Source organism: Antarctobacter heliothermus (assembly GCF_900188425.1).
Classification (GTDB): Bacteria; Pseudomonadota; Alphaproteobacteria; order Rhodobacterales; family Rhodobacteraceae; genus Antarctobacter; species Antarctobacter heliothermus.
On sequence record NZ_FZON01000049.1, the window covers coordinates 1 to 20,110 of the forward strand.

The window sequence follows — 20,110 nt, forward strand, 5'->3', positions numbered from 1 at the left end:
TGGTGGACACTATCAGCCGAGGGTTCCGCTCGTCAGAGCGGCGACAGCGGACGGATACTTTGGAGGTCGACACGATGCATTTCTATAGAGGGCTTCTTTTATTTAGCTCGATTTTTTTTGGCCTAGCAACAGGTGCGCTTGCCGATTCGTATCTTTGTACGAAGGCAAACCTTCCATCGGCCTCAAGTGAGGTGTGTTTGCAGCACACGACAGCGGGCGACATTCTCTTGACCTATGGCGGAAATGTTTTGGCCAGTGAACGCTTGGATAAAGTCGGAAATCAAAGAGTAAAGTGGGGGTGGAACCAAGCGTGGGTGAAGGAGAACGGCTTCATCCTCCTTTTCGTTGAAGGCAAAGAGAGACACAATATCCACGCCTATTATGTTGAAATACTTGAGGGGAAAGCTGTGCTTCGCAGTCACCTTGATCATGGCTTTGGCAACACGTGCGGCGATATAGGTAGAAAAACGCTTGTTTGGGTTGATGGTGATCCGGGTAGGCAGCGCATCAAGGTTGCTTGGGGGGCCGGTAACCCTCTGTGCGACGGTGAAATTCTGTACGATAACGACGCAGGATTAGCAATAAGAGCACCTTGGAAACCCGCTGTTACATGTTCTCAAGATTTTAGCGGAACGTTAGCCATCTCTGTCCCAGAAGAGTTTGGTGAGGAATCCGATACCGCAGAAGCCGTCAAATGGGCAAAGGAAAACGGCAAACAGGTCCCGGAAAATTTGGAGCCGAAGATCGTGGCGCCGGGGGTTCTCGCATTAGGGAAAAAGGGAGGCGGTACAGGCGGAGCCTGTCTGTACCAAGGTTAACTTGGCAGACTCCTACGTTTTCGTCAGAGGTGGTCGCGGGATTTCGGACCAGTTGCTAAGATGGATGAAGGCGACCCGAGAACACCCGTGTTCGCATGTATCGTTGGGGCTTGTGACAGCATACGAGTGGCTTCTTGTGGTGTACGCACAACAGGATAAATTGAAAATATTGAAACTTACCGGCCCTAGGTTCGCCGAGGAACATAACCTTACCTTTTGGCCACACGCGGTTCACTGAAAAGCAGTTCTGAAAGGGATTTGTGGCACCGGCGAAAACCACCGTTCTTGACAGCCTGAAACGGGCGACTTCGGTCAGAGGAACTGACCCACGTCGGACAATCGCCGGTCCTTCCCCAACAACACCCTCGGCTCCTCTCTCCCCTTCTCCTCTGTCTCAAACACAAAGGTGTTGCCTGCCGCCGTGTCGTCCTCTGACAGCCCTTCGCTGGCGGAGGTGAGCATAAGCGTGGTCAGGTCGGGGCCGCCGAAGCTGGGGCAGGTGATCTTGGGTGTGGGTAGGGGAAGTGCGTGCAGGAACGCTCCGTCCGGGGAATAGCAGGCGACGCGGGAGGCACCCCATTGGGCGTTCCAGAGGTTCCCCTGCGCGTCGGTGACGGCGCCGTCGGGGTTTAGTCCTTCGGGGTTCAGGTCCAGCCAATCTGAGGGGTCGCCTGCGGGCCAGCCCTCGGCGTCCAGCGCGACGCGGCGGATGATCTTGGTTGCGGTATCGGTGAAATAGGCGTGTTCGCCGCCCGGGGAAAAGCAGATGGCGTTGGGGATGGAGATGCCCGGATACAGCTTGCGCAATTCGCCCTTGTAGTAGCGATAGATCGCCCCTGCTCCGGCTTCGGCGTTGTAGCCCATCGTGCCGATCCAGAAGCCCCCCAAAGGGTCCGCGCGGCCATCGTTGGAGCGGGTGACGGGATTGTCCGCCTCCAGATCGACCACATGGGTTTCGGTTCCGGCGGCAAGGTCGAAGGTAAAGAGGTCGCGTTCGGAGGCGATCAGCAGGCGGGTGTCGTCCACCCAGCCAGCAGCAGAGACGGCGCGGTCGAACTGCCAGTGGTGTTGCGAGGTGCCATCGTGTTCATAGAGGCGGTGGCCAAGGATATCGAACCACAGGAAGGTGCCCCGCTGGGGGTGCCAGAGCGCGCCCTCGCCAAGGATGCAGCGAGTGTCGGACAGGGTGGTGCATTGGGTCATGGGGTTTCCTCAGGCGGCAACGGTGACAACGCCGCCATCGACGGCAAGGCATTGCCCGGTGATCATGGCGCTGGCCTGCGAGGCCAGGAACAGCACCGGACCGGCAAGGTCCATCGGCTCCAGGTGGCGGCCAAGGCATTGTTTGGGCAGGAAGGCGGCCAGCGCCTCTTCATCGGCCCAGAGGCGCAACTGGCGTTCGGTCAGCACCCAGCCGGGGGCGACGGCGTTGACGCGGATGCCATCGCGGCCAAACTCACGCGCGTGGCCACGGGTCATGGCGGTGATGGCGCCGTTGGCGGTGGTGTAGGCGGTCATCTCGCCCATGCCGACCATGTAGCTGATGGAGCTGAAGTTGACGATTGCCCCGCCCCCCGCCGCCTGCATCATCGGCACGGCAATCTGGGTGGTGAGGAAATAGCTCTTGAGGTTGACCGCGATCAGCGCGTCCCATTCCTTGGACGTGGTGGTCAGCGTGTCATGGCGGGTGTCATTGGCGGCGTTGTTGATCAGCACGGTGATCGGGCCATGCGCCTTGGCGGCCTTGGCCATGGCGGCGCGCAGGGCAGGTTCATCGGTGACATCGCAGCGGATGAACAGCGGGCGGTTGCCGTGCCGGGTTTCCATCCGGTCGCAAAAGACCGAGACATCCGACCGCTGGACAAAGGCGACCTTTGCCCCCTGCTGCAGGAACGCCTCTGTCAGGGCGGCCCCGATCCCGGCGCCACCGCCGGTGATGAACACCGATGCACCGCGCAGGTCCGGGTGGACGGCGGTTGTCTTCCGGGTCTCGTCCATCGCGGTCCTCCCCATGATCGTGCCGCTACTGTCACGCGACGGGGCGGGTTGCGCAAGACCCTCAAAGGGCTGGAATCGCGGCGCGATATCGGGTCTAGTCTGGGCACACCGCAAGAGAGGGTTCCATGAACTGCGTATTCGTCCAGATCAGATGCCGTCCCGGCACGGGTTATCGCGTGGCCGGAGACATCGCCCTGCGCGAAATCCATTCCGAGCTGTACTCGACCAGTGGCGAGTATGACCTGCTGCTCAAGATGTACATTCCGGAAGACGACGACACGGGCAAGTTCATCAACGACAACCTGCTGGATATAGACGGGATCGAGCGCACCCTGACAACTTTGACGTTTCGGGCGTTCTAGACAACAGACGACGGGGAGAATTTCATGAATTTCAAAACTTTGGCCAAGACAGTGGCAATGGGCGGCGCGGTTTGTGCCGCGCTGGCAACCGCGGCGGCGGCAGAGGTGAAGGTGGGGATGATCACCACGCTGTCGGGTGGCGGCGCGGGTCTGGGCATTGACGTGCGCGACGGGTTCCTGCTGGCGCTGGAACAGTCGGGGCGCGACGACATCGAGGTGGTGATCGAGGATGACCAGCGCAAGCCGGACGTGGCAGTGCAACTGGCGGACAAGCTGGTGCAGTCGGAAAAGGTGGACGTGCTGACGGGCATCATCTGGTCGAACCTTGCCATGGCGGTGGTGCCAAGCGTGACGGCGCAGGGCAAATTCTACCTGTCGCCCAATGCGGGTCCGTCGCAGCTGGCCGGACGGGGCTGTCACCCGAACTATTTCAACGTCGCATGGCAGAACGATGCCTACCATGAGGCGGCGGGCGCCTATGCGGCGGCGGACGGGTCGAAAAAGGCCTTTGTTCTGGCGCCCAACTATCCGGCGGGTCAGGATGCGATCACCGGGTTCAAGCGCGGCTTTGGCGGGGAGATCGCCGCAGAGGTCTATACCAAGCTGGGCCAGACCGACTACGCCGCCGAGATTGCGCAAATCCGGGCCTCGGACGCGGATATCCTGTATTACTTCCTGCCCGGCGGGATGGGGATTTCCTTTATGAAGCAATACTCCGGCTCTGGCGCAGAGGTGCCGGTGATCGGGCCTGCGTTCTCTTTTGATCAGGGCATCCTGGGCGCGATTGGCGACGCAGCACTGGGCGTCAAGAACACCGCCCATTGGTCCAAGGATCTGGACGTGCCGGGGAATGCCGAGTTCGTGGCCTCGTTCAGCGAGAAATACGGACGTCTGCCGTCGATCTATGCGGCGCAGGGGTTTGATACCGCGCTGCTGTTGGTGTCAGCCACGGCTGCGGCGGATGTGACGGACGCGGATGCGTTCCGCGCGGCGCTGAAGGCGGCGGATTTCCAATCGGTGCGCGGGGCGTTCAAGTTTGCCGACAACCACCATCCGATCCAGACCATCTACATGCGCGAAGTGATCAAGGAGGGCGACGTGGTCACCAACCGTCTGGTTGGTCCGGCGGCCGAAGATTATGCCGACCCCTACGGTGTTGACTGCAAGATGTGACGACAGAGGGGCGGGCGGCGTGCCGCCTGCCCCCGCGATGCGCGCACGCGTCGGCACCAAAGGTATTCCCCCCTCATGTCCCTGATCCTCATTGCCGAGCAAGTCCTGAACGGCTTGCAGTTCGGCATCATGCTGTTCCTGATGGCCGCCGGTCTGACGCTGATCTTTGGCGTCATGGGGCTGATCAATCTGGCGCATGGGTCGCTGTATATGGTCGGCGCGTTTTGCGCGGCGGCGGTGGCGGCGGCAACCGGGTCGTTTGCCTTGGGGCTGGTCGCGGCGCTGGCGGGGGCGGCGGCGGCGGGTGCACTGATTGAGCTGGTGGTGATCCGGCGGCTGTATGACCGCGACCATCTGGACCAGGTTCTGGCAACCTTTGCGCTGATCCTGATTTTTTCCGAAGGCACGCGCTGGGTCTTTGGGTCGTTTCCCTTGTATCTGGACGTGCCACCGGCGCTGGCCGGGCCGGTCGCCCTGCCCTTTGGCATCCAGTATCCGCTGTACCGGCTGGCGCTGATTGTCATTGGTCTGGTGGTGGCGGCGGGGCTGTTCTGGCTGATCGCGCGGACGCGGATTGGCGTGCAGATCCGCGCCGGAGAGAATGACCGTGAGATGATTGCCGCGCTGGGGGTCGATATCGACCGGCTGTACACCTTTGTCTTTGCGCTGGGGGCGGCGCTGGCCGGTCTGGCCGGCGCGTTGGTGGGCGCGATCCAGTCGGTGCAGGTGGGCATGGGCGAGCCGGTGCTGATCCTGGCCTTTGTCACCATCGTGATTGGCGGCATCGGCAGCATCAAGGGCGCGCTGATCGGCGCGTTGTTGGTGGGGCTGACCGAGACCCTGGGATCTGTATTCCTGCCGGAACTGTTCAAGCTGTTCATGGCCCCGGCGGCGGCGACGCAGACCGGCGCGTCGCTGTCGTCGATGGCGATTTACATCCTGATGGCGATGGTGCTGATCTGGCGGCCCACCGGCCTGTTCGGAGCGCGGGCATGAGGGAGAGGGCGCGCAAGGGGGGCTCTGCCCCGTCACAGCCAAGCTGCGACTCCCCGGGATATTTTTGGCCAGAAGAAACACGAAGGGGCGGCGCGTGCGGATGAGCCGGGAAGCGGTTTTCAACCTAGTGGTTCTGGCGGGGCTGGTGGCGCTGCCGCTGTATGCGCATCTGAGCGACGCGCCGTTTACCATCACGCTGGCGACGCGGGCGGTGATCCTGTCGCTGGCGGCGGTGGGGTTGAACATTGCGCTGGGGATCGGCGGGTTGGTCAGCCTTGGGCATGCGGTGTTCTTTGGTGTCGGCGGCTATGCCATGGGCATCCTTGCGTTTCATGCGCAGACCTATGCGCCGCTGATGGAGTGGCCTTTTGTGGTTGAGGGGACCAAGTCGATGCCGGTGATCTGGCTGGTGGCGGTGGTCTTTTCGGCGCTGGTGGCGCTGGGGATCGGGCTGCTGTCGCTGCGCACCAGCGGTGTCTATTTCATCATGATCACCTTGGCCTTTGGGCAGATGTTCTATTATTTCGCCATTTCCTGGTCGGCCTATGGCGGCGAGGATGGCATGTCGATCTATGTGCGCAACGGCTTTCCGGGGCTGAACACCTTGGTGCCGGTGCAGTTTTACGGCCTGTGTCTTGTGCTGCTCTGTGCGGCGCTTGCCTTTAACGCGGTGCTGTTGCGGTCGCCATTCGGGCTGGCGTTGAATGCCGCGCGGCAGGTGCCGGACCGGGTGCGCGCCGTGGGGCTGGATCCGTTCCGGTTGCGGTTGCTGGCCTTTGTTATTTCGGGCGCGATCACCGGGTTGGCGGGGGCGCTGTTTGCCGATCTGAACCGGTTTGTGTCGCCCACCATGTTCAGCTGGCAACTGTCGGGAGAGTTCATTGTCTTCATCATCATCGGCGGCACTGCGCGGCTGTTTGGGCCGGTCGCGGGGGCGGTGCTGTTTGTGGCGTTGGAGCATTTCCTGGGCGGGGTGTCGGACTATTGGCACATCTGGTTCGGGCTGTTGCTGTTGGGGGTCGTGCTGTTCGGGCGGGGCGGTTTGATTGGTGTGATCGCCGGGAGGGGCCGGGGGCATGACTGAGGCTGTTTTGCAGACACGCGGGTTGTTCAAGGCGTTTGGCGCGTTGCAGGCTACGGAGGATGTGTCGATCGAGTTGCGTCCGGGCGAGATCCACGCGGTGATCGGGCCGAATGGCGCGGGCAAGTCGACGCTGATTGGCCAGATCAGCGGCGCAATTGTGCCGGATGCGGGGGCGGTCCTGTTGGGCGGGCGCGATGTGACGGCGCTGGCGGTGCCGGGGCGGGCCAAGGCGGGGCTGGCGCGGACCTTTCAGATCAGCCAGTTGGCGATGGAAGACACGGTGTTGCAGAACGCGCTGCTGGGGGCGTTGGGGGCCGCCGGGCGGCCCTTTGACATGCTGCGCCCGGTGGCGCGCCGGGGGGCGCTGCGGGACCGGGCAGAGGCGGCGTTGGCGCGGGTTGGTCTGACGGATCAGGCGCGGATGCGGGTGGCGGAGTTGAGCCACGGGCAGCGGCGGCAATTGGAGGTGGCGGTGGCGTTGACGCTGGCGCCCAAGTGTTTCGTTATGGATGAGCCGATGGCGGGACTGGGCACCGAAGGGTCGGCGCGGTTGACCGGGTTGTTGGACGGGTTGCGCGCCGAGGCACCGATCCTGTTGGTCGAGCATGACATGGACGCGGTCTTTGCCCTTGCGGACCGGATCAGCGTGCTGGTCTACGGGCGGGTGATTGCCAGCGGGACGGTGGCGGAGATCCGCGCCGACCCTGCCGTGCGTGAGGCCTATCTGGGGGACGCGGCATGAGCGCGCTGTTGCAGGTGAGCGGGCTGGAGGCGCGGTATGGCAGCAGTCAGGCGCTGTTTGGCGTGGACCTTGAGGTGGCGGCCGGTGAAGTTGTGGCGCTGATGGGGCGCAACGGGATGGGCAAGACCACGACGGTGCGCTGCATCTGCCGGATGATGCGGGCCGAGGGCGGGATTTCGTTTGATGGCAGGGATTTGCGCCGTCTTCCGTCGCACCGCGCGGCGCGGTTGGGGATTGGGCTGGTGCCCGAAGGACGGCGCTGTTTTGCGGACCTGACGGTGCAGGAGAACCTGATCGCGGCGGCGCGTCCCGGCGCATGGGATATGGCTGCTGTCGGGCGGCTGTTTCCCCGGCTGGCAGAACGTCAGGCGCAGGTGGCGCGGTCGCTGTCAGGCGGTGAGCAACAGATGCTGGCCATCGGGCGGGCGTTGATGACCAACCCCCGGCTGTTGATTCTGGACGAGGCGACAGAGGGGCTTGCCCCGTTGATCCGCGCCGAGATCTGGGAGGCGATCGGGCGGTTGAAGCGCGACAGCGGGCTGGCGATCCTGATCATCGACAAGAGCCTGAAAGACCTGACGGCGGTGTCCGACCGCGCGGTGATCCTTGCTCGGGGCCGCTCGATCTGGAGCGGCGCGTTGGAGGGATTGCCGCCCGATCTGGCGCAACGATACCTGGGTGTCTGAGGTCAGCCCTGCCCGCGCCTGACCGGCACGGGCCCCTGTGACGGTGCCGAGCCGACCGGACCGCAGCGCCAAAGCCCGTTCATTTGACCACATAGGTGCCAAAGCTGTAACCGACGGGGCCGCTGTCGATGGTCACGGTTCCGTCCAGTTTGCCCTGCGCCAATGCAGCTACGACCAACCGCAGCGCCGCCTTGAGCTGGGCCGCGTCGGCCACGCCGCTCGGGCTGCACAGGTAGCCGATGTTGTGCGGCCCCTTTTCATCCTCTTGCTGGATTTCCAGACCATAGGTGCTGGTCGCGGTGACCTGATACCGGGTCTGAAGGGTGTTGAGTTCAACCTTTTCGAACACCTCCAGCGGGATCGGCGTCAGTTTGCGATTGGGGGAGATATCGACAAACGCAGGCGTGCAGCCGGTCGGGACGTCGGCGACGATGGACAGCTCTTGCCCGACCCCCAGTTCCTTGGGGAACAACGTCATGATCAGCGACAGCGGCTTGGGGTCCGGGGTCGGGCGGGGGTCCGGGTCCGGCTGGATCTTGAGCACCTTTGAGACCGCAAGGATTTCTGCCATCGGGATGCCAAAGTTCACGCCGATCTTCTCAATGCCGGAATTGTGCAGCCCGATGACCTTGCGCGATGAACTGTCGATGATGGGTGATCCCGAATTTCCGCCCAATGTATCGCAGAGATGGCGCAAACGGACGCCGTCCTGCACCTCTGGCGCGGGGCCGATCGGCGGGCGGGCGGCGCGACAGCCTTCGCGGCTGATGTGTTGGGATTTGCCCAGCGGATGGCCGATGATCCAGTAGGGCATCCCCTCGGTCGCATCGAGATCGGTCAGCGGCAGCGGCGGGAACAGATCCGTCGGCACGCCGGTCACCTCAAGGATGGTATAGTCCAGCTCTGCCGAGGTTTCGACAGGATCGGGATTGACAGAAAAACGCCGCGCCTCATCCGCGCGGCCCGGTTCCAGAAAGCCTGCAACCCAGGTCAGCGAGATCAATTTGGTGGCCCCGATGCGCGGATCCTTGAGCACGCCGGGGATGCAGTGGTGATTGGTCAGCAGATGTGTGTCGTCGACCAGAAAGGCGGTGCAGGGGTTCTGGCCAGCGTCGTGGACGATCTGCAACATGCCCACACCGCGCCCGAGTTTGCGGAAATCCGCGTTTTCGGAATAGGTGTTGATCGGCTCATTGTTGTAGCCTGTGACGCTGACTTCGGTCTGGAACCCCTCAAGCGGCACCGGACCCGCGACAAGCGGCGCGGCGGTGAGGGCGGCGGTGAGGGCGGCGGTCAGGCGAACGGCAAATGACATGAAAATCCTCTGGTCGGAAAGAACCTGTGCCGAGCATAGCAAAACCCGACCTGCCTGCGCGGAAAAAATGCTCTATCTGGAAAAATGCGACTGGTTGGGTTATCTTTGGACGTGATTTGCACGGAGGTTTTTGTGATCAAGCATATTCTTTCCGCCGCTTGCGTGGTTCTGGCCTGCCCAACGGTGTTGCCTGCGGACTCGGTTCAGACCCTCAAGTCGATTTCGCTGGACGATGATCCCGTTGGCGAGGCTGCGGAAATGCGTACCTGCCTCGCCGATCCCGGCGCCTGTACCAACACCGAGTTCAAGACGACCAAAAAGTTGTCGTTGGAGGACGTGGTCAACCTTGGCGTGATCGACCGGAGTGCAGCGGAGGCCAGTTCGGAGCCGTTATCGACTATAGATCTGGAGATCCTGTTCGCCTACGACTCGGATGCGCTGACGCCCGAGGCCGAAATGAAACTGTCGTCGCTGGCCACGGCCCTGACCGACCCCGGTCTTGACGGTGGCTCGCTGCTGTTCATCGGCCATACCGACGCGGTGGGCAGCGCAGCCTACAACAAGGCGCTGTCGCAGCGCCGTGCCGATGCGGTGGCGGGCTATATCCGCGCCGCGCTGGGCCTGGACCCGAGCCGGATCAAGACGGTGGGTCAAGGCTTTGACGATCTCAAGACCCCTGCCGCGCCGGAGGCGGCAGCGAACCGCCGCGTGCAACTGGTACTACTCCCGAACACCTGACCCCGTTCACAAGACAAAGCTGGACCCCGCCATGACCAAATCCCTTTATCTCGCCGCTTTTGCCGCCACCGTTCTGCCCGGTCTGGCGCTTGCCCAGTCGACCGTGACGCTGGATTCCTTTTCGCTGGATGACGATCCCAAGCCCGACGTCGCCGCATCCGAGATGCGCGATTGCCTGCTGGACGCATCAGCCTGTGCCAGCAACGAATTCAGCGGCGGCACCAAGTTCTCACTGGACGATGTTGTCAATCTGGGCGTGGTCGAGCGCAAGCCCAAGCCGCCCGTTGTCGCGGGCACGCCGTCCACGGCGATTGCCGTCACCGACCGGACAAAGGCGGCAGAGCCGCTGCCAACCATCGACCTTGAGGTGCTGTTTGCCTACGATTCCGACCAGCTGTCGCCGCAGGCCATGGCCAAGCTGTCGACGCTGGCCAACGCATTGGCCGACCCGCGCCTGCAGGGCAGCAAGCTGATCTTCATCGGTCATACCGATGGTGTCGGCAGCGCCGTCTACAACCGCGAACTGTCCAGACGCCGGGCGGATTCGGTGGCGCGCTACGTCCGGTCGACATTGCGCATGTCGCCTTCGCAGATTGAGGCGGTGGGCGTCGGATTCGATTACCTCAAGAATTCGCGTTTTCCCGACTCGGCCGAAAACCGGCGTGTGCAACTGGTGCTGGTTCCGGGCACCTGATCCCGAATTTGCGGGACATGACCATGGCAATGGGGGGCCCGAGCGGCCCCCTTTTTCATGCCGGTTTTCCGGGCATGCCCTCCGGATGGAGACAATTTTCGCGTCGCCGGTAAATTTTACCGTTTGATAAAATTTCGACTTGTGGCACGCTGACTCCAGACAACAGGAGAACAGGGAGAGGCCATGACCAGCCCGCAGACACCCGGCATCACGTCCGGGCGCCTCAGCCAGGAGCAATTGGCGCAAAACTTCGAAGACCTTCACGCCCCCTGCGACGGGCATGAGGCGGCGGTTGCGGCGGATCGCTGCTATTTCTGCCATGACGCGCCCTGCGTGACGGCCTGCCCCACCGACATCGATATTCCGCTGTTCATCCGGCAGATTTCGACCGGCATGTCAGAGGCCGCGGCGCGCACCATCTTTGAGCAGAACATCCTTGGCGGCATGTGCGCCCGCGTCTGCCCGACAGAGACGCTGTGCGAAGAGGTCTGTGTGCGTGAGACCGCCGAGGGCAAGCCGGTCGAGATCGGCAGGCTGCAACGCTTTGCCACCGACAGCCTGATGGCGCGGCAGGGGCATCCGTTTGCCCGCGCCGAGGCAACGGGCAAGCGGGTCGCGGTTGTGGGGGCTGGCCCGGCGGGTCTGGCCTGCGCGCACCGTCTGGCCATGAAGGGCCATGAGGTGGTGATCTATGAGGCCAAGCCGAAACCGGGCGGTCTGAACGAATACGGCATCGCCACCTACAAGACGGTCGATGATTTTGCCGCGCGTGAGGTCGACTGGCTGCTGGGCATCGGCGGAATCACCATCGAACATGGCCGGTCGCTGGGGGTCGAGGTGACGCTGGACGGTCTGGTGGAAAACTTTGACGCGGTGTTCCTGGGCATGGGTCTGGGCGGGGTGAACCTGCTGGAGATCGACGGCGGCGAGATGGCCGGGGTCGAGGATGCGGTGAGCTTTATCTCCGCTCTGCGGCAGGCCGAGGACCGCGCCTCCGTGTCGGTTGGACGCAATGTTGTGGTGATCGGTGGCGGCATGACGGCGGTGGATGCCGCCGTGCAGGCCAAGCTGCTGGGCGCGCAATCCGTGACGTTGGCCTATCGGCGCTCACAGGCCGAGATGCCCGCCAGCCGGTATGAGCAGGATCTGGCGGCGTCCAAGGGCGTGCATCTGCTGTGCAACGTGATGCCGGTGGCCATGCACGGCGATGGTGCGGTGGCCGAGATAGAGCTGGAGTATACGCAGGTCGTGGATGGCCGCGTGACCGGCACCGGCGAGACAATGCGCCTGCCCGCGGATCAGGTGTTCCGCGCCATCGGGCAAACGCTGGCCCCGGCGGACGGGCTGGAACAGGAGCGCCGCAAGATCAAGGTCAGCGACACCGGGCGCACGTCGATGGACGGGGTCTGGGCCGGGGGCGATTGCACGCCCGGCGAGGATCTGACCGTGGTCGCCGTCGCCGAAGGGCGCGATGCGGCCGAGGATATACATGTGGCGTTGATGGCATGAGACACCTGCCCCGGGCGTGTTCCGGGGCCTCTGCATCCCCCCATGAGGCCCCGGATCACATCCGGGGCGCGACGAGACAGAGGAGACACTTGAATGGCTGATCTCACATCGAACTTTCTGGGCATCAAAAGCCCGAACCCCTTCTGGCTGGCCTCTGCGCCGCCAACCGACAAGGAATACAACGTCCGCCGCGCCTTTGAGGCCGGGTGGGGCGGTGTGGTCTGGAAGACGCTGGGCGAAGAAGGCCCGCCCGTCGTCAACGTCAACGGGCCGCGGTATGGTGCCATCTACGGTGCGGACCGTCGGTTGCTGGGTCTGAACAACATCGAGTTGATCACCGACCGCCCGCTGGAGGTGAACCTGGAGGAAATGGCGCGGGTCAAGGCCGACTACCCCGACCACGCGCTGATCGCCTCGATCATGGTGCCCTGCGAAGAAGCGGCATGGAAGGCGATCCTGCCCCGCGTGGCCGAGACCAATGCCGACGGGATCGAGCTGAACTTTGGCTGCCCGCACGGCATGTCGGAACGCGGCATGGGGGCCGCCGTGGGTCAGGTGCCGGAATACATCGAAATGGTGACCCGCTGGTGCAAGCAGTACTATGACCGGCCAGTCATCGTGAAACTGACGCCCAACATCACCGACGTGCGCAAACCCGCAGCGGCGGCCCGCAACGGCGGCGCGGATGCGGTGTCGCTGATCAACACCATCAACTCGATCACCTCTGTCGATCTGGACAGCTTTGCGCCGGAACCCACCATCGACGGCAAAGGGTCGCACGGCGGCTATTGCGGCCCGGCGGTGAAACCCATCGCCCTGTCGATGGTATCCGAAATCGCGCGCGACCCGGCGACGGCGGGCCTGCCGATTTCCGGCATCGGCGGCGTCACCACATGGCGCGACGCGGCAGAGTTCATGTCGCTGGGCTGTGGCAACGTGCAGGTTTGCACCGCCGCCATGACCTATGGCTTCAAGATCGTCGAAGAGATGAAGCGCGGCCTGTCGCAGTGGATGGACGAAAAGGGCTATCGCACAACCGCCGACTTCATCGGGCGTGCGGTGCCCAATGTCACCGACTGGCAGTACCTGAACCTGAACTATGTCACCAAGGCGAAGATTGATCAGGATGCCTGCATCAAGTGCGGACGCTGCTATGCGGCCTGCGAAGACACCAGCCATCAGGCGATCTGGATGAAAGAGGGCCGGGTGTTCGAGGTGAACGACGCGGAATGCGTGGCCTGCAACCTGTGCGTCGATGTTTGCCCGGTCGAGGACTGCATCACGATGGAGCGGATGGAGGGCGGTGCGGTCGACCCGCGCACGGGGCAGACCGTGTCGAACGACTACGCCAACTGGACGACACATCCGAACAACCCGATGGCGAAGGCGGCGGAATAAGACCGGTGGGCGCGGCGCGGTGGCGCTGCGCCCACCCTGCAACACCGATCAGGGTGTCAGGCCGCGATGATCTTGCCGTCCGCTGGGTCAGGTCTGCTGGGCCAGTTTCACCACGGACAGTCGGGACAACGACTGAAGCGGAGGATTCTTCTTGGCCCTTCTCAACATCACGCGCTGGCCGACGATCATGATCTTTCTCTTTGCCGGGATCGCGGCGGCCACCTTTGCCTTTGTGACCGTCAATCTGTTTTCCCAAGCCATGGCCAGTCTGGACTTTCTCAAGACCTTTGGCTGGGAGGCGATCCGGCACGGAGCGCTTCGGCAAGTGGCAGAACTGGCGGTTTGGGGGACGCTGTCGCTGTCCTGCTGGCTGTCGTTCAAGGTCTGCGAACATGTTCTCGAGGACCGCTATCTGGAGTGGGCGCACGGGTTGCGCACGTCTCGTAGGGACAGCGACCGCTAGGGCGTCAGCAAACGCCGGAACAGAGTGTCCAGATGGATTTCCGCCCCCGGAAACGGATCATCTTCGTTCAGCACCGCCCGCACCTGCACGTCGAAATCTGCGTAATGCTGGGTCAGGGACCAGACCGAGAACAGCAGGTGATGCGGGTCGACCGGAGCAAGGCGGCCCGCTGCGATCCAGCCTTTGATCACCTTGGCCAGCGTATCGACAAGGTCGCGCAACTCGCCTTCGAGGGCGGGCATGATGCGCGGCGCGCCCTGCACGATCTCATTGGCGAACAGGCGGCTTTCGCGTGGAAAATCGCGCGACATCTGTAGCTTGCGCTCGACGTAGGCCAGGATTTCCTCGACCGGTTCGCCCTTGGGATCAATGGCTTGCAGCGGGTGCAGCCATGTGGCCAGCAGGTCACGCAACAGCGCCTCATAGATCGCCTCTTTGGAGGGGTAGTAGTACAGCAGGTTGGGTTTCGACAGGCCCGCCTCACCGGCGATTCGATCCAGCGTGGCACCGCGAAATCCGGCCTCGGAGAACACCGTCAGCCCGGCCTCAAGGATCTGACGCCGCTTGGCACGCTGGATGCGGGTCTGCGGCGCTGCGTCGCCCTCTTGCAGGGATGCCGATTTTTCCACCATGACTGCCGCCGCTCGCCTCTTTTCAACGCATCTGCCGGATTTGGTGGCAGGACGCTTGACTGACTACGCTCCTCTGGTAGCGTTCTTTTGACCGATTGGTCAAATCGGAAAGCACCCGCAGCAGTGGGGAAAAGACGGGGAGTTACGCCATGGCCGGACCAGCAGCCAACATGACCATCAACGCCGACCGGCTGTGGGACAGCCTCATGGAGATGGCCAAGATAGGCCCCGGCGTCGCCGGAGGCAACAATCGCCAGACACTGACCGATGAGGACGCAGAGGGACGCGCGCTGTTCAAAGCATGGTGCGAGGACGCGGGATGCACCATGGGTCTGGACACCATGGGCAACATGTTCGCGCGGCGCGAGGGCACGGACCCGGACGCGCTGCCGGTCTATGTCGGCTCTCACCTGGATACGCAGCCCACGGGCGGCAAATACGACGGCGTTCTGGGCGTTCTGGGCGGGTTGGAGATCATCCGGTCGCTGAACGATCTGGGGATCAAGACCAAGCATCCCATCGTGGTCACCAACTGGACCAACGAGGAAGGCACGCGGTACGCGCCCGCGATGCTGTCGTCCGGGGTGTTTGCCGGGGTGCATGAACAGGATTGGGCCTGTGCGCGTGAGGACGCCGAGGGCAAGGCCTTTGGCGCCGAGCTGGAGCGGATCGGCTGGAAGGGTGCCGAGGAAGTGGGCGCGCGCAAGATGCATGCCTTTTTCGAGTTGCACATCGAACAGGGGCCCATTCTGGAGGCTGAGGGCGTCGATATCGGCGTTGTCACCCACGGGCAGGGCCTGTCATGGACGCAGGTGACGGTGACGGGCAAGGACGCGCACACCGGGTCCACCCCGATGCCGATGCGCCGGAACGCCGGTCTGGGCATGGCGCGTATCTTGGAAAAGGTCGAGGAGATCGCCCTGAGCCACGCCCCCCATGCGGTGGGCGCTGCGGGCCATATCGACGTCTACCCGAACTCGCGCAACGTGATCCCCGGCAAGGTCGTGTTCACAGTTGATTTCCGGTCGCCCGAACTGGCGGTGATCCGGGACATGGAGGCGCGTTTGAAGGTGGCGGCAGGGGAGATCTGTCGCGACATGGAGTTGTCGGTCGAGTTCGAAAAGGTCGGCGGGTTTGATCCGGTGGACTTTGATGAGGGCTGTGTCACGGCGGTGCGCAATGCGGCGGAACGGCTGGGGTACACGCATCGCAACCTGATTTCGGGCGCGGGGCATGACGCCTGCTGGATCAACCGGGTGGCGCCGACGGCCATGGTGATGTGCCCCTGCGTCGACGGGCTGTCACACAATGAGGCCGAGGAGATCAGCAAGGACTGGGCCAAGGCGGGTGCGGACGTGCTGTTCCATGCGGTGGTGGAGACGGCGGGGATTGAAGGGTGATTTGTCGGATGTCAGCTGCGAGGCAATTTAAATCGCACTTGGAGCCGTCCACCTTGTCCTTTGGGCGGCGAGTAGACAATCTCGTCTTTTGCAGTGCAAAATTCTCTCAAAACGTTGGAAGCTTGAGGCATCTGGTTCGGATGCGATCCTTGATTAAACTCGGTCGCATCGTCAAGTTCTTTTGCCGTGATACTTACTGCAACCTTACCGGACTTGGTGGCAAGTTCGAGCAGGCGGCCCAAGGTTTGCCTAAGCCTATCCGCGTTTGTGACTTCCATATGACCCTAAATTCCTACGCTACGTTTAATCCTATGATCCAGACTAGCGAACAACCGACGAAGTGGAAGATAAAATGACCACAGTCATCAAGAACGGAACAATCGTCACGGCGGACCTCAGCTGGAAGGCGGACGTATTGGTCGACCGCGACAAGATCATCGAGATTGGCGACAACCTGAGCGGCGACAAGGAGCTCGACGCCACCGGCTGTTACGTCATGCCGGGCGGGATCGACCCGCATACGCATCTGGAAATGCCCTTTATGGGCACCTATTCCACCGATGATTTCGATTCTGGCACGCAGGCGGCGCTGGCAGGTGGCACCACGATGGTGGTGGATTTCGCCCTGCCCTCGCCCGGTCAGGGGCTGCTGGACGCGCTGCAGATGTGGGACAACAAATCGACCCGCGCGCATTGCGATTATTCCTTCCACATGGCGGTGACATGGTGGAGCGAGCAGGTCTTCGATGAGATGAAGACTGTGATCGAGACGCGCGGCATCAACACGTTCAAGCACTTCATGGCCTACAAGGGCGCGCTGATGGTGCAGGACGATGAGATGTTCGCCAGCTTCCAGCGCATCGGGGAACTGGGCGGCATCGCCATGGTCCACGCCGAAAACGGCGATGTGGTCGCCGATCTTCAGGCGCGACTGCTGGCCGAGGGCAACACCGGCCCCGAGGCGCATGCCTATTCGCGGCCCCCGCAGGTCGAGGGTGAGGCCGCCAACCGCGCCATCATGATCGCCGACATGGCGGGTGTGCCGCTGTATATCGTGCATGTGTCCTGCGAAGAGGCGCATGAGGCGATCCGCCGTGCACGCCAGCAGGGCAAGCGCGTCTGGGGTGAGCCGCTGATCCAGCACCTGACGCTGGACGACCGCGAATATGCCCATCCCGATTGGGACCATGCCGCGCGCCGGGTGATGTCGCCGCCCTTCCGCAATGCGAAACATCAAGACAGCCTGTGGGCCGGGTTGCAGTCCGGGTCGCTGAGCGTCGTGGCCACCGACCACTGCGCCTTTACCACTGATCAGAAACGCTATGGCTTGGGCGATTTCACCAAGATCCCCAACGGCACCGGCGGCCTTGAGGACCGGATGCCGATGCTGTGGACGCATGGGGTGGAAACGGGTCGCCTGACGAAAGAGGAATTTGTCGCCGTGACCTCGACCAATATCGCCAAGGTATTGAACTGCTACCCGCGCAAGGGGGCGATCCGGGTCGGATCGGATGCGGATATCGTGGTCTGGGATCCGACAAAAACCAAAACGATTGCGGCCGCGAACCAAGTGTCTGCCATTGATTACAATGTGTTCGAGGGCAAAGAGGTCAAGGGCCTGCCGCGTTACACGCTGACTCGCGGGCAGGTTGCGGTGACCGATGGTGTGCTGACCTCTGAAGAAGGGCATGGCAAGTTTGTCGAACGCAAGGGCGGCACGCCGACCAACACCGCGCTGAGCACCTGGAAAGAGCTGACCGCTCCGCGTCCGGTGAAACGCAGCGGCATTCCCGCAAGCGGGGTCTGATGACCCTGACACCGGACGAAAGCGCGGCAATCGACGCGGCGGGGCGCATGGCCATCGCCTTTCGGGATGGGCTGGGTGCGCGGACCGTGCCCCCGGCTTTGCGCCCGGACGCGATTGCCGGCCGCTTTGCCGGGGCGCTGCCGCAGGGCGGCGCGTCGGCGGCGTCGGTGATCGAACAGCTGGCCGCGGAGGCCACGGAGGGTGTGCATGGCCACGCCTCGCCGCGGTTTTTCGGCTATGTCTGCGGCGGGTCGATGCCAGTTGGCGTGGCGGCCGAAACCCTTGTTTCGGCCTGGGGGCAAAACTCGGCCTCCTCGTGGGAAAGCCCGGCGGTGGCGGCGATCGAAGAGGCGGTGTGCCGCTGGTGTCTGGACCTGTTGGGGCTGCCTGCGGACAGCGGTGTGGGCATCGTCACCGGCGCGACCATCGCCAACACCCAAGGCATCATGACCGCCCGCCACGTTCTGTTGGCGCGGCAAGGCTGGGACGTCGAGGCGGACGGCCTGTTCGGCGCGCCCGAATTTCCGGTGCTGATTGGCGCGGATGCCCATTCCGCGCCGCTTGCCGGGCTGCGCTATGCCGGTCTGGGTTCAAAGCGGGTTGTGCAGGTGGGCACCGACGATCAGGGGCGGATCAGCCTCGCCGCGCTTGCCGAGTCACTTGACCGCTGCACCACGCCGCCGCTGGTAATCTTGCAGGCGGGACAGATCAACACCGGGGCCTTTGATCCTTTCGCCGAGGCCATTGCGCTGGTCCATGCAACAGGTGGCTGGGTCCATGTGGACGGCGCCTTTGGGTTGTGGCTGAAGGCGGCGCCGTCGCTGCGCGATCGGCTGGCCGGCGTGGAAGACGCCGACAGCTGGGCCGTCGATCTGCACAAGATGTTGAGCGCGCCGTTCGATGCTGGTCTGTGTATCGTGCGCGACCGCCCCGCCCTGGTCGAGTCGATGACGGCGCGCGGGGCTTATCTTCCATCGTTGTCGGCAAACTGGGATCCGTCGGATACGACGCTGGAACTGTCGCGTCGTGCGCGCGGTGTGGCCAGCTACGCCATCCTGCGGCATCTGGGCCGACAAGGCGTCGAGGATTTGATGACGCGGCTCTGTACCCTTGCGGAACATGTGGCGGCGCGGCTGGCGGCGGAACCGGGACTGGATGTGCTGAACGACGTGGTGAGCAATCAGGTGATTGTTGCCTTGGCCAGTGACGACCTGACCGACGCCGCGTTGGCCGAAGTGCAACGGCGCGGCCACGTCTATCCCAGCCACGGCGAATGGCGCGGGCGCAAGGTAATCCGGATGTCGGTGACCAACTACGGCACGCAGATCGCAGATGTGGATCTGCTGGCAGACGAAATCATACTGGCAGCACGAGGGCTTGCATGACCGATACAACGGCGGTGATCCGCGCCAGTCACCTGGACCTGACCTTTCAGACCGCGGACGGGCCAGTGCATGCCCTGAAGGATGTCAGTCTGGACATCGAAAAGGGCAGTTTTGTCAGCTTTATCGGCCCCTCGGGCTGCGGCAAGACCACCTTTTTGCGCTGTATCGCGGCGCTGGAGCACCCGACGGGCGGCAGCCTGACGGTCAACGGCATGACCCCGGATGAGGCCCGACGTGCGCGCGCCTATGGCTATGTGTTTCAGGCGGCGGGGCTGTATCCGTGGCGCACAATCGGGCGCAATATCGCGTTGCCGCTGGAGATCATGGGGTTTTCCAAGGCAGAGCAAGCCGAGCGTGTGAAGCGCGTGCTGGAGCTTGTGGAGTTGTCGGGTTTTGAAAAGAAATTCCCCTGGCAACTGTCGGGCGGGATGCAGCAACGTGCGTCCATTGCAAGGGCGCTGGCCTTTGACGCCGATATCCTGCTGATGGATGAGCCGTTCGGCGCGCTGGATGAGATCGTGCGCGACCGCCTGAACGAAGAGCTGCTGAAGCTGTGGGCCAAGACGGAAAAGACCATCGGCTTTGTCACCCACTCGATCCCCGAGGCGGTATATCTGTCGACGCATATCGTGGTGATGTCGCCCCGTCCCGGGCGGATCACGGATGTGATCGTGTCGCCGCTGCCCAAGGAACGGCCGCTGGATATCCGCGATAGCCCCGAGTTCATCGAGGTGGCGCACCGGGTCCGCGAAGGACTGCGCGCGGGGTATGAGGAATGAGAGTGTCACAGGCAATTCCCGCCCCAGACCTGATCCAGGGTCTCCCGTCCTGTAAACAAGGGGCGAAAGATGTCTGAGGACACGCTTGGCAAGAAGTCCCGGGGCAAGTCCGGGACGGGATGGCCACGCTG

21 protein-coding genes are annotated in these 20,110 nt (G+C 63.2%); 16 read left to right on the top strand and 5 right to left on the bottom strand.

The genetic code is table 11. The annotated features are described in order from the left end of the window. Nucleotides 1-818, top strand: an 818-nt coding sequence (locus tag CHB90_RS26290) for a hypothetical protein (RefSeq protein WP_212591619.1), incomplete at its 5' end; no start/stop codon positions are given. A 312-nt stretch (nt 819-1,130) separates the two neighbouring features. On the opposite strand, the gene CHB90_RS19635 is transcribed toward CHB90_RS26290, so the two are convergent. Further along, nucleotides 1,131-2,021, bottom strand: a complete 891-nt coding sequence (locus tag CHB90_RS19635; RefSeq protein WP_089279548.1) for an SMP-30/gluconolactonase/LRE family protein — start codon at nt 2,019-2,021, stop codon at nt 1,131-1,133. A 9-nt stretch (nt 2,022-2,030) separates the two neighbouring features. Further along, entirely contained in the window at nt 2,031-2,816 is a 786-nt protein-coding gene (locus CHB90_RS19640) for an SDR family NAD(P)-dependent oxidoreductase (protein ID WP_089279549.1), read from the bottom strand. 125 nt (nt 2,817-2,941) lie between these two features. On the opposite strand from CHB90_RS19640, the gene CHB90_RS19645 reads away from it, so the two are divergent. From CHB90_RS19645 to CHB90_RS19670, 6 genes are all read left to right on the top strand, one after another. Next, nucleotides 2,942-3,178 (top strand): Lrp/AsnC ligand binding domain-containing protein, encoded by a 237-nt coding sequence (locus tag CHB90_RS19645; RefSeq protein WP_089279550.1) that lies wholly within the window; start codon nt 2,942-2,944, stop codon nt 3,176-3,178. A 24-nt stretch (nt 3,179-3,202) separates the two neighbouring features. Next, entirely contained in the window at nt 3,203-4,351 is a 1,149-nt protein-coding gene (locus CHB90_RS19650; RefSeq protein ID WP_089279551.1) for an ABC transporter substrate-binding protein, read from the top strand. A 75-nt stretch (nt 4,352-4,426) separates the two neighbouring features. After that, nucleotides 4,427-5,347 (top strand): branched-chain amino acid ABC transporter permease, encoded by a 921-nt coding sequence (locus tag CHB90_RS19655; RefSeq protein ID WP_089279552.1) that lies wholly within the window; start codon nt 4,427-4,429, stop codon nt 5,345-5,347. Between the two features lie 100 nt (nt 5,348-5,447). Then, on the top strand, nt 5,448-6,431 hold the full coding sequence (locus tag CHB90_RS19660) for a branched-chain amino acid ABC transporter permease (RefSeq protein ID WP_089279553.1): 984 nt from the start codon (nt 5,448-5,450) through the stop codon (nt 6,429-6,431). Beyond that, entirely contained in the window at nt 6,424-7,173 is a 750-nt protein-coding gene (locus CHB90_RS19665; RefSeq protein ID WP_089279554.1) for an ABC transporter ATP-binding protein, read from the top strand. The genes CHB90_RS19660 and CHB90_RS19665 overlap by 8 nt, the downstream gene beginning before the upstream one ends. Further along, nucleotides 7,170-7,859 carry an ABC transporter ATP-binding protein gene (locus CHB90_RS19670; protein WP_089279555.1) on the top strand — a complete coding sequence of 230 codons (690 nt, stop codon included), beginning with the start codon at nt 7,170-7,172 and terminating at the stop codon, nt 7,857-7,859. The genes CHB90_RS19665 and CHB90_RS19670 overlap by 4 nt, the downstream gene beginning before the upstream one ends. Nucleotides 7,860-7,938: 79 nt before the next feature. Here the strand turns inward: CHB90_RS19670 and CHB90_RS19675 are convergent, their stop codons facing one another. Further along, nucleotides 7,939-9,174 carry a trypsin-like serine peptidase gene (locus tag CHB90_RS19675; RefSeq protein ID WP_089279556.1) on the bottom strand — a complete coding sequence of 412 codons (1,236 nt, stop codon included), beginning with the start codon at nt 9,172-9,174 and terminating at the stop codon, nt 7,939-7,941. 132 nt (nt 9,175-9,306) lie between these two features. Between CHB90_RS19675 and CHB90_RS19680 the strand changes: the two genes are divergently transcribed. From CHB90_RS19680 to CHB90_RS19700, 5 genes are all read left to right on the top strand, one after another. Beyond that, the gene (locus tag CHB90_RS19680; protein WP_170941121.1) at nt 9,307-9,912 is read left to right on the top strand and encodes an OmpA family protein; all 606 of its coding nucleotides are present in this window, start codon (nt 9,307-9,309) and stop codon (nt 9,910-9,912) included. A gap of 31 nt (nt 9,913-9,943) precedes the next feature. Next, a complete protein-coding gene (locus CHB90_RS19685) occupies nt 9,944-10,606 on the top strand; it encodes an OmpA family protein (RefSeq protein ID WP_170941122.1) in 663 nt (220 codons plus the stop codon). A 183-nt stretch (nt 10,607-10,789) separates the two neighbouring features. Then, complete coding sequence (locus CHB90_RS19690) at nt 10,790-12,115, top strand: NAD(P)-dependent oxidoreductase (RefSeq protein WP_089279559.1); 1,326 nt, start codon at nt 10,790-10,792, stop codon at nt 12,113-12,115. Nucleotides 12,116-12,208: 93 nt separating this feature from the next. Then, entirely contained in the window at nt 12,209-13,513 is a 1,305-nt protein-coding gene (gene preA, locus CHB90_RS19695) for an NAD-dependent dihydropyrimidine dehydrogenase subunit PreA (RefSeq protein WP_089279560.1), read from the top strand. Nucleotides 13,514-13,664: 151 nt separating this feature from the next. Continuing rightward, the gene (locus CHB90_RS19700) at nt 13,665-13,976 is read left to right on the top strand and encodes a hypothetical protein (RefSeq protein ID WP_089279561.1); all 312 of its coding nucleotides are present in this window, start codon (nt 13,665-13,667) and stop codon (nt 13,974-13,976) included. Here the strand turns inward: CHB90_RS19700 and CHB90_RS19705 are convergent. After that, nucleotides 13,973-14,608, bottom strand: a complete 636-nt coding sequence (locus CHB90_RS19705; protein ID WP_089279562.1) for a TetR family transcriptional regulator C-terminal domain-containing protein — start codon at nt 14,606-14,608, stop codon at nt 13,973-13,975. The genes CHB90_RS19700 and CHB90_RS19705 overlap by 4 nt on opposite strands. 149 nt (nt 14,609-14,757) lie before the next feature. Between CHB90_RS19705 and CHB90_RS19710 the strand changes: the two genes are divergently transcribed. Further along, nucleotides 14,758-16,008, top strand: coding sequence for a Zn-dependent hydrolase (locus CHB90_RS19710; protein ID WP_089279563.1), 1,251 nt, complete (start codon nt 14,758-14,760; stop codon nt 16,006-16,008). 11 nt (nt 16,009-16,019) lie between these two features. Here the strand turns inward: CHB90_RS19710 and CHB90_RS26295 are convergent, their stop codons facing one another. Next, a complete protein-coding gene (locus CHB90_RS26295; protein ID WP_141135931.1) occupies nt 16,020-16,286 on the bottom strand; it encodes a hypothetical protein in 267 nt (88 codons plus the stop codon). A gap of 74 nt (nt 16,287-16,360) precedes the next feature. On the opposite strand from CHB90_RS26295, the gene hydA reads away from it, so the two are divergent. From hydA to CHB90_RS19730, 3 genes are read left to right on the top strand one after another with little or no spacing between them, the layout of a single operon-like run. Then, the gene (gene hydA, locus CHB90_RS19720; RefSeq protein WP_089279565.1) at nt 16,361-17,815 is read left to right on the top strand and encodes a dihydropyrimidinase; all 1,455 of its coding nucleotides are present in this window, start codon (nt 16,361-16,363) and stop codon (nt 17,813-17,815) included. Continuing rightward, entirely contained in the window at nt 17,815-19,200 is a 1,386-nt protein-coding gene (locus CHB90_RS19725; protein ID WP_089279566.1) for a pyridoxal phosphate-dependent decarboxylase family protein, read from the top strand. Before hydA ends, CHB90_RS19725 begins: the two co-directional genes overlap by 1 nt. Then, a complete protein-coding gene (locus CHB90_RS19730; RefSeq protein WP_089279567.1) occupies nt 19,197-19,979 on the top strand; it encodes an ABC transporter ATP-binding protein in 783 nt (260 codons plus the stop codon). Before CHB90_RS19725 ends, CHB90_RS19730 begins: the two co-directional genes overlap by 4 nt. Nucleotides 19,980-20,110 lie beyond the last annotated feature (131 nt).